Source organism: Nocardia sp. MDA0666 (assembly GCF_003023875.1).
Classification (GTDB): domain Bacteria; phylum Actinomycetota; class Actinomycetes; order Mycobacteriales; family Mycobacteriaceae; genus Nocardia; species Nocardia aobensis.
The window spans coordinates 343,196-352,495 of record NZ_PYHT01000005.1 but is presented as its reverse complement, the minus strand read 5'-3'; the positions used below and the strand labels follow the sequence as shown (position 1 = coordinate 352,495).

General features: G+C 68.1%; 4 protein-coding genes and 1 pseudogene. 4 read left to right on the top strand and 1 reads right to left on the bottom strand.

The window, feature by feature from the left end; translation table 11 throughout:
- Window positions 1–406 (bottom strand): annotated as a pseudogene (locus C8258_RS11580) (hypothetical protein); the annotation flags it as partial.
- 203 nt (window positions 407–609) lie between these two features.
- Here C8258_RS11580 and C8258_RS11575 point away from each other — a divergent pair.
- From C8258_RS11575 to eccCa, 4 genes are all read left to right on the top strand, one after another.
- Window positions 610–1,581, top strand: coding sequence for a C40 family peptidase (locus C8258_RS11575; protein ID WP_106955146.1), 972 nt, complete (start codon window positions 610–612; stop codon window positions 1,579–1,581).
- Window positions 1,582–1,900: 319 nt separating this feature from the next.
- Window positions 1,901–3,661, top strand: a complete 1,761-nt coding sequence (gene eccA, locus C8258_RS11570; RefSeq protein WP_106955145.1) for a type VII secretion AAA-ATPase EccA — start codon at window positions 1,901–1,903, stop codon at window positions 3,659–3,661.
- 4 nt (window positions 3,662–3,665) lie between these two features.
- On the top strand, window positions 3,666–5,231 hold the full coding sequence (eccB, locus tag C8258_RS11565; protein WP_106955144.1) for a type VII secretion protein EccB: 1,566 nt from the start codon (window positions 3,666–3,668) through the stop codon (window positions 5,229–5,231).
- Complete coding sequence (eccCa, locus tag C8258_RS11560; RefSeq protein WP_106955143.1) at window positions 5,228–9,244, top strand: type VII secretion protein EccCa; 4,017 nt, start codon at window positions 5,228–5,230, stop codon at window positions 9,242–9,244. The genes eccB and eccCa overlap by 4 nt, the downstream gene beginning before the upstream one ends.
- Window positions 9,245–9,300: the final 56 nt, after the last annotated feature.

Sequence of the window (9,300 nt, the reverse complement as noted above, 5' to 3'; positions counted from 1 at the left end):
GAGTGGTGGGCGGCGGTTTGGTCGGGTCCGGTTTGGTGGGGCCGGGCTTCGTGGGATCAGGCTTGGTGGGGTCGGGCTTGGTGGGGTCGGGCTTGGTCGGGTCCGGTTTGCCCGGCCCCGGTTTGGTGGGGCCACCCGGCTCGTGGGGGCCGCCGGGCCGTGGGCCGGCGGATCCGGGCGTGGCCGGCGGTCCCGCGCCAGGGGTCTGCGGGGCGTTGATCACGCGCGTGTCGGTCTGCGGTCCGCCGGCCGGAAACTGCGGCCCGGCAAAGGCATTCGCCCCCAGCGGGCCGGAGCCGGTGACGCCGTCACTACCCGCCACGGGCAGTCCGGCCGTGGGTGTGACGCCGTCCTGCGACAGCTTCGGCAGGCCGATAGTTTCGGTTCCAGCCGTGTTCTCCGGCATGCCGCTGCACCGCCTCCCTCGAGTTCGTCCTCATTGTCGGCCCTTCCCGCAAATGGGAAGTGATGCGGTTTCCGCATCGCGGCGACGGTGCCGCATAGTCGTGGACGACTTCGGGTACGCGAAGTTCCGCGAGTTTCGCTGGTCCTGCGGCAGCCGGGCCGAATCGGGAGGCGTTCGATGCGCAGCGATGGCGAGGCGGTCGAATGTCGCCACAACTGACCGTCGGACTCGACAGCGTGCTGAATTCCCTGCTGAAGCTCTACGGTACCGGCAGTCCCGCCGTGCAGGCGGCGCCGTCCTCGGCGGCCCCGTCGAATTCCGCCATCGACCTGCGTACCGGGGCGTTGATGGCGGGCTATCACGAGACCGCCGGGATGCACGCCTCGGTAGCCGGGGCGCATGCCGAGCGAGATGCGGTGGTGCACAAGGCGGTAACCGCCGCCGGCGACGGAACGGTCAAAGGTCGCAGCGTGGTCAACGGTCAGATCGCCGATCTGCAGACCCGGCTGCGTGCGATCGCGACCGTGGGCGACACCCGCTTCAGCGGCCCGGCTCTGCTCGACGCCGCGCACACCGCGGTGACGAATGCGGCCCGCCAGGTCGACACCGACCTCGCCGAGGCGCAGCGGCACGCGGCGCAGATCGTGCCGCCCGCGACGCCGAAAACCGTTCGGGGGCGGCTCACCTCGAATCCGGGCCGGCGCCGCCGGCGCCGGCCGCGTCCACGGACCACGTCGGTGGCGCGGACGGCCCGGGCATTGCCGGCGATGCACCGGCCGGTCCCGTCGGACGGTACGGCGGGCGGTAAGGCGGTGAGCGCGGCGAGCGCGTATCTGGGTCTTCCCTATGTGTGGGGCGGCGGTGGGGCCGGGGGTCCGAGCGGCGGCGGATTCGACTGTTCCGGACTCACCCAGTACGCGATCGCCGAGGCGACCGACGGCAAGGTCGTCCTGCCGCGCACCACGTACGAGCAGATCTACAGTGGCGTGCGTATTCCGCCGCAGGATGTGCGGCCGGGGGATCTGGTGTTCCCGGCCGGATCGTTCAGTGCGCGCGGACCCGAACACGTGCAGCTGGCCGCGGGCAACGGCATGGTCATCGAGGCGCCCTATTCGGGCTCGACGGTCAAATGGTCGCGCATGCCCAGTGAGGCCGTCGTGGTGCGGGTGATGTGATGGTCTCTGTCGTGTGCTGATTCGGAACGAGTGCCCGTGGCCGGATCGCGGTGTGCGAGCACTCGTTCCGAAGGGCGGATCGTCAGGATGAGGACTGCCGATCCACACGAATAACCCTACCGTCAAATAACGGTACATTCAATAGCGGCCCGCCATGCTGGTTAGTGGCCGTTCTCTGTTCGCGCAGGTCGCGCCCCGGTGGGCCGGGCGGCCGAGTGCGCGATCCCGCGTATTCCCATGACTGGGAAATGGCGATCTTCGCCCGGGTCGGGGACTGTCTATGGTTCGGGCAGGCGAGAGCGTCGAAAGGGATGTCCAGGTGTCAGCGGCCGAGGACGCGTTCTATACGGGTGTTCAATCTCTGGGATTGGTCGCCGGGGGCGTGCGCAACGAACAACAAGCGATGGCGGCCTTTCGCGCCGCGACCGATCTGGATCCGGATATGTGCGACGCCTGGATGGGGCGCGCCATGGCCGGCGACATCACCTCCGAGGTGATCTACGGCGCCTATCGATCGGTCCACAACCTCTATCGGGATCAACAGCGCGCCGGTCTGGTCGACCGGTCGCTGTGGTGTCAGGTCGAAATCGGCATGTACGGCCTGCGAGTGGCGATGGCCGACCGCGATCAGATCGCGATCGCGCAGGCGTGTTCCTATGCCGACGGCGGGGAATGGCAGGAAGCGGCCGCCATACTCGATCAGGTACCCAGCGACGATGTCGCCGACTTCGTGCGGATGTCGCTCTTCTTCCGGACCAAGCGCTGGTCCGACGTGCTGGCCGCCCGCACCGCCAAACCGGTCATCGAGGACGGCCTGCTCGACATCGCGGCCGAGTTGATGGCGGCGCAGGCGCTGGCGCATCTGGGCCGTCTCGGCGAGGCGATGCCGCGCGCGCAACGCATCGTGGAGGACAGCTCCTCGGGCAACCTCTCCTACATCTGGGCCGATGCGCACTTCCTGCTGGGAATGCTGTACCGGCACAACGGCGATCACGAGAACGCCGATCGAATCCTCAAGGGGCTGCAGGGATCCGGGCTGTGGTCCGAACGCGACGAGTGGCAGCGCGCGGTTCGCGACAAGACCTACCGGCTGGAGGTGACCACACCGGATCTGCTCGCCTCACGCACCGACCTCTGGGATCCCACCACCGGCGACGATCCCGCCGAAGCGGCGGCGGCGTCGGCGAAACAGGAACGCGAGGCACTGCTGTCGGAGGCCTCGGACCTGCTGCAGGCCCAGATCGGCATGGATTCGGTCAAGGAGCAGGTCGACCGGCTCAAGTCCGGCGTGCTGATGGATCAGGTCCGGGCCAAGCGCGGGCTGGCGGTGGAATCCAAATCGCAGCACCTGATCTTCTCCGGCCCGCCCGGTACCGGTAAGACCACGATCGCCCGCGTCATCGCGAAGATCTTCGCGGGCCTGGGCGTGGTCGAGAATCCGGAAGTAATCGAGGTGTCGCGCAACGACATGGTCGGCACCCACCTCGGCCATACCGCCCCCAAGACCAACGCCCTGATCGATTCCGCGCTCGGCGGTGTGCTGTTCATCGACGAGGCCTACACCCTGATCCAGGAGGGACTGTCCGGCGGTGACGCCTTCGGTAAGGAAGCCGTCGACACCCTGCTGGCGCGGATGGAGAACGATCGCGACAAGCTGGTGGTGGTGATCGCCGGATACGAGGATCAGATCGACCGGTTCCTGGCCTCCAACGACGGTCTCGCCTCGCGCTTCACCAAACGCATCCGCTTCTCCAGCTACGGTGGCGACGAGCTGGTCCAGATCGCCGATCATATTGCGCGCAAGAAGGATTCGCTGCTGTCCGAACAGGCGCGCGAGGTGCTGCGGGAACGCTGCGATCAGCTCGCCTCGCAGACCAAGAACGGACGCCGGCTGATCGACCTGGCCGGCAACGGCCGGTTCATCCGCAATGTCGTCGAGGCCGCCGAGGCCGAACGCGACTACCGCTTCACCCGCGAGAACGTCGATATCGCCGCACTCACCAACGAGGAATTGATGACGATCGACGCCTTCGACATCGCCGCCGCGCTGTCGGGTTTGGCGCCGGCCGCGACCAGCTGACGCCATGGCGCGATTCCGGGTGGTGACCAAGCACCAGATATCGGGGTGGCGGTTCCTGCTGCGCCGGATCGAGCACGCGCTGGTGCGGCGCGAGGTCTCCATGATCGACGATCCGCAGCGCGGCCGATCCACCGCGCTCTCGATCGGAATCGCGCTTGCCTGTGTCGTCGTCGCCGGCGCCGCGGTGATGGCGTTCTTCAAGCCCGCCAAGCAGGTCGGCAATGCCGACATCGTCGCCGACAAGAACAGCGGCGCGCTCTACGTGAAGGTCGGCGGGCGGCTGCATCCGGCGCTGAATCTGACCTCGGCGCGGCTGATCAGCGGTAAGGCGGCCAACCCCGTGCCGGTCTCCCAGCAGGAGCTGGACAAGTATCCGCGCGGCCCGTGGGTGGGAATTCCGGGCGCTCCCGACAGCATCGTCGGCAGCACCGACAGCGATTCCTCGTGGACGGTGTGCGACACCACCCGCACCGGCGCGGACGCACCGATCGACCGGACCACCGGCCTGCCCACGACCGCCGGTTCCGCGGTGGTCACCACCGCCATCGGCGGCCCGCTGACCGTGGACGAGGAGACCACCCACGCACTGTCCGGTGATCAGGCGCGACTGCTGCGCAACGGTTCGATCACCTGGCTGGTCTACGACGATCGCGACAAGGGTGTGGTGCGCGCGGCGATCGATCTGCGCGACTCCGCGGTCACGCTGGCCCTCGGTATCGACGCCACCATGCCGATTCCGCAGGCCTCGCGCGGGTTGATCGAGGCGATACCCGAGATGCCTCCGCTGCGAGTGCCCGACGTGCCCGGCGCGGGCGGGGTCACCACGCTCTCGTCGGGCCTGTCGGTTCCCGTCGGATCGGTGCTGAGCGTGTCGAGCCCCGACCGCCCCTCCTCGTATTATCTGGCCTCGCAGTCGGGCCTGGTGCAGATCAGCGCGGTGCTGGCGGCCGTCGTCCGCAACGCCGATTCGCACGGCACGGCCACCACCATGGCGGTCGGTCCCGACGTGGTCGCCGCGAATCTGCGACCCGGAACCTGGCCCGGCACAGAGGATTATCCGGCGCGCGCCGTCCAGGTCGTCGACGCGAACCGCTACGGCGTGACCTGCTACCACTGGTCCCGCGGCGGCCGTGATCCGAATGCGAGCACCCAGGTGTTGTACGGGCGACGGCTCCCGCTGACGGCCGAACAGCAGAGCCGGATCGTCGGCCTGGTCACCGCGCCGGCTTCGCACGGTGCCACCGCCGACACCGCGTATCTGCCCGGCGGCACCGGCCGGTTCGTCCAGGTCACCGGAGCCGATCCGGCCTCGCCGCTGCGGGAATCGCTCTACTGGATCTCCGACAGCGGCGTGCGCTACGGCATCGATGTGGCTCCGGGCGCCATCGGCGATCAGACCCTGGCCGCGCTCGGTCTGCGGTCGCCGCTGCCCGCGCCGTGGAGTGTGGTGTCGCTGTTCGCGGTCGGCCCGGTTCTGTCCCAGCGCGACGCCCGCGTCCAGCACGACGGAATTCCGTCCGACAAGTCCGCGGTCGGTCTGCCACAGCAGTCGGAAGGTGGGGGTCCATGACCAGCACACGCCGCTTCGTCCGCCCGGCCCGCGCCGAACGCGGGCCGAAGGCGCCGGCGGTCACGGAGCTGCGGTTGCAGCCGCCCACCGAATTGCCCAAACCCGTTCCGCCGTCCCGGATTCGGATGATCATGCCGGTCGTCATGGTCGCCGGTATGGGCGGGATGATGGTGATGATGTTCCGCAGCGGTGGCGGAGCCGTCAATCCGATGATGATGTTCTTCCCCGTCATGATGCTGGTGTCGATGTTCGGCATGATCGGTGGCGGCATGGGCGGCAACGGTTCCGGCGGCGCCGCCTCGCTCAACGAGGAACGCAAGGATTATCTGCGGTCGATCGGGGAGAACCGCAAGACGGTGCACACCGCCGAGGCCGAGCTCTACACCTACTTGCGCCACACCCACCCCGGCCCGGCGGAGATCGCCCGCCTGGTCGGCGGTAAGCGGATGTGGGAGGTGCAGGTGGCCAGCCCGCAGTTCCTGCGGGTGCGGATCGGCCGGGGGCGCATCGCGAATCAGGTCCGCGTGATCGTGCCCGAGGCCGCCCCGACCTCCGATCTCGATCCCGTCGGGGTGGTCGAGGTCACGCGGTTCGCCAAGGCGTACTCGACGGTGGGCGGTATGCCGGTCGCGATCAATCTGCTCTCGGCACCGCAGGTGGGATTCGACGGCGATCAGGACGCGGTGGCCGGGCTCGTGCGCGCGATGATCGCGGAGATCGCGGTGCTGCACGGACCGGACCAGGTGGCCGTCGCCGCCGTGCTGGCCGATCCCGATGCCCCGCAGTGGGCGTGGCTCAAATGGCTTCCGCATACCCAGCATCCGAGTGAGACCGATGCCATCGGCTCCAGCCGGATGGTCTATCGCACGGTCGCCGAACTGCGGTCGAAGGTGCTCGCCGGACTCAACCGCGGCCCCTTCTCGGCCAACAGCCAGCCCACCCTGGATCGCACGCACTACATCCTGCTCGTCGACATCAGCGGGCCGGCCAGCGAACGCGACGTCTCGGGCGTGGACGGCTGCACCTGGGTGCGCTTGGGCAGCACCGAGCAGAGTCTGCCGCGCGCACTGAAATTCACCGTCTCCCAGGATCGCGAACTGCACGAGGTGACCGCGCGCGGGCTGCGCCGGGTGGGTGTCGCCGACACGATCTCGGTTCCGGCGATGACGGCCCTGGCCCGCGGCCTGTCACCGTTCCGGCTGTCCACCGTGGTTGAGGCGGTGGTCGCCGAACAGGCCGGGACCGGGACGTCGTGGGAGGAGATGGTCGGGGTCGGCGATCCCGGTGCGATCCGCGCGGAGCGGCAGTGGCCGCGCCGCCGCGACATCGACCGCGCCCGGCTCAACATCCCCTTCGGCCACGACCCCGCCGGACAGGTGGTCTACCTCGATATCAAGGAGTCGGCCGAGGAGGGCATGGGCCCGCACGGCATGTGCATCGGCGCCACCGGCTCCGGTAAATCGGAATTCCTTCGGACCCTGGTGCTTTCGGCCGTCGCGACCCACTCACCGGATGTGCTGAACCTGCTGCTGGTCGACTTCAAGGGTGGTGCGACCTTCCTGGGCTTCGACCGCCTGCACCACGTGACGGCGGTCGTCACCAACATGGAGGAGGAAGCCGATCTCGTCACCCGTATGGAGGACGTGATCAACGGTGAGATGGCGCGCCGGCAGCGAGTTCTGCGCGATGCCGGCAACTTCGCCAACGTCGCCGATTACGAGCGCGCCCGCGAACAGGGCGCGCAACTGGCGCCGCTGCCCACCCTGCTGATCATCCTCGACGAGTTCGCCGAACTGCTCGAACAGCATCCGAACTTCGCGAAACTGTTCGTCGCCATCGGCCGGCTCGGCCGCTCGCTGCGCATCCATCTGCTGCTCGCCTCGCAGAAGGTGCCCGCCAACCGGATGGGTGAGCTCGAGGCCCACCTGTCCTATCGAATCGCGTTGCGCACCAACCAGACCAGCGATTCCCGCGACGCCATCGGCACCGCCGACGCCTACCACCTGCCCAAGAAGCCGGGTTCGGGATATCTGCGGGTCGGCGCGGGCGATCTGCAGCGTTTCCAGGCCGCGTATGTGGGCTCGCCCTATATCCCGCCCGCGCAGGCGGCCTCCCCGGCCGATGCGCAGCGGGCCCGGCGCCCCGGCGGCGGATACAAACCGCCGCAACGGTTCACCACCGCCCATGTCGTCGCCGCCCGCCCGGAACCGGTCGTCGAGCCGCGGCTCGTCCTGCCCGAATCCGAGGACGAGAACGACGCGGTGACGTTGATGGAGACCGTGCTCGCGCAGCTGGCCGGGCACGGGCGTCCCGCACACAAGATGTGGTTGCCGCCGCTGGGTGTGCCGCCGACCCTGGAACGCCTGGTCACCGCCGTTCAGCCCGGGGCACTGCATATTCCGCTGGCGATCGTGGACAAGCCGCGTCAGCAGCGTCAGGATGTGTGGACCGTGGACCTGTCGGCCGCGGGTGGTCACCTCGCCGTGGTCGGTGGACCGCAGTCGGGCAAATCGACCGCGCTGCAAACCCTGGTGATCGCGACCGCACTGACCCACAGCCCCGAACAGGTGCAGTTCTACTGCCTGGACTTCTCCGGCGGTCTGTCCGGTCTGCGCGGGGTGCCGCATGTGGGATCGGTGGCCGCGGCGCGGGAAGGGGACCGGATCCGGCGAACCTTCGCGCTGATCACCAACCTGATCGCGCACCGGCAGACGTTGTTCAGCGAGCTGGGGATCGACAGCATGCGCGAATTCCGCCGCCGGCGTCAGTCTCCGGCGGAATCGGCGGAGTTGACCGCGCGCGGTGACGCGCACGGCGACGTCTTCTTCGTCATCGACGGGTGGGACATCGGATTCTCGGTCAACGGGCCGTATTTCGACGAATATCTGCCGGTGATGGAAACCATTGCGCTGCAAGGCCTCAACTTCGGAATCCATCTGGTGGTCAGCAGTTCGCGATGGGCGGCCATCCGGCCGAATGTCAAGGATCTGTTGCAGACGCGGCTGGAATTGCGGCTCGGCGATCTCACCGACACCGTTTTCAACAATCATCGCGCGGTGGTCGCGTCCATTCCGCCCGACCGTCCCGGCCGCGGCATTTCGGCCGACGGCCTGCACATGCTGACCGCGCTGCCCCGTATCGACGGTTCCGGCGATCCCGAGACCGCCGCGCAGGGAATGAGCGCGGCGATCGCGGAATTGGAGCGGCGGTTCGAGGGGCGCCGGGCGCCCGCGGTCAAGCTGCTGCCGGCCCAGATCACCATGGCCGAGATCGTCACGGGGCGGCAGGCGCCGCAGACACTCGCGCAACGACTGCAGCTTCCTTTCGGCGTCCGGGAATCCGATCTGAGCCCGGCCACGGTCGATTTCGGGACATCCACCCATTTCGCTGTCATCGGCTCGCCGGGGTGCGGCAAGTCGACGGTACTGGCCGCGCTGCTGGAATCGATTCGAACCCAGTTCACACCTGCGCAGGCGGTGGTGGTGCTCGTCGATTACCGGCGTCAGCATATGGAGGCGATTCCGGACGAGCAGCTGATCGGTTATCTGACCAGCGAGCGCGATCTCATCGACAGCCTGCCCGGCTTCGCTCAGACGATGCGCGCCCGGCGCCCACCGGACAACGTCACTCCCCAGCAGTTGCGGGAACGTTCGTGGTGGAACGGCCCCGAGGTTTTCGTGGTGGTCGACGACTATCACATGGTCTCGGCGCGCGGCGGGCTCAATCCGCTGGATCCGTTGAAGGACCTCATCGTGGACGGCCGCGACACCGGATTCCATCTCATCGTCGCCCGCAATATCGCACAGGCCGATATGGCCTTGTACGACAACGTCCTCGGTCAGATCAAGAATCTGAACAGCTCCGGATTCATCATGGACGGTTCGAAACTCGACGGCATGCTGATCGGCGATGTGAAGGCGACCAAACAACCGGTGGGCCGGGGCATCTTCGTCGAGCCGTTGCAGTCGCGCCGGGATCTGGTCCAGGCCGCGTGGGTGCCACGGCCGGAATAGACCGGAAGATGTGGCCTATCCCGCACAACATTCCCAAGGGCGGGAATGCCATAGCG

Excerpts from the sequence above, each read along its gene's own strand:
- C8258_RS11575 (WP_106955146.1), top strand. The coding sequence starts at position 610 with ATGTCGCCACAACTGACCGTCGGACTCGACAGCGTGCTGAATTCCCTG.
- eccB (WP_106955144.1), top strand. The coding sequence starts at position 3,666 with ATGGCGCGATTCCGGGTGGTGACCAAGCACCAGATATCGGGGTGGCGG.
- eccCa (WP_106955143.1), top strand. The coding sequence starts at position 5,228 with ATGACCAGCACACGCCGCTTCGTCCGCCCGGCCCGCGCCGAACGCGGG.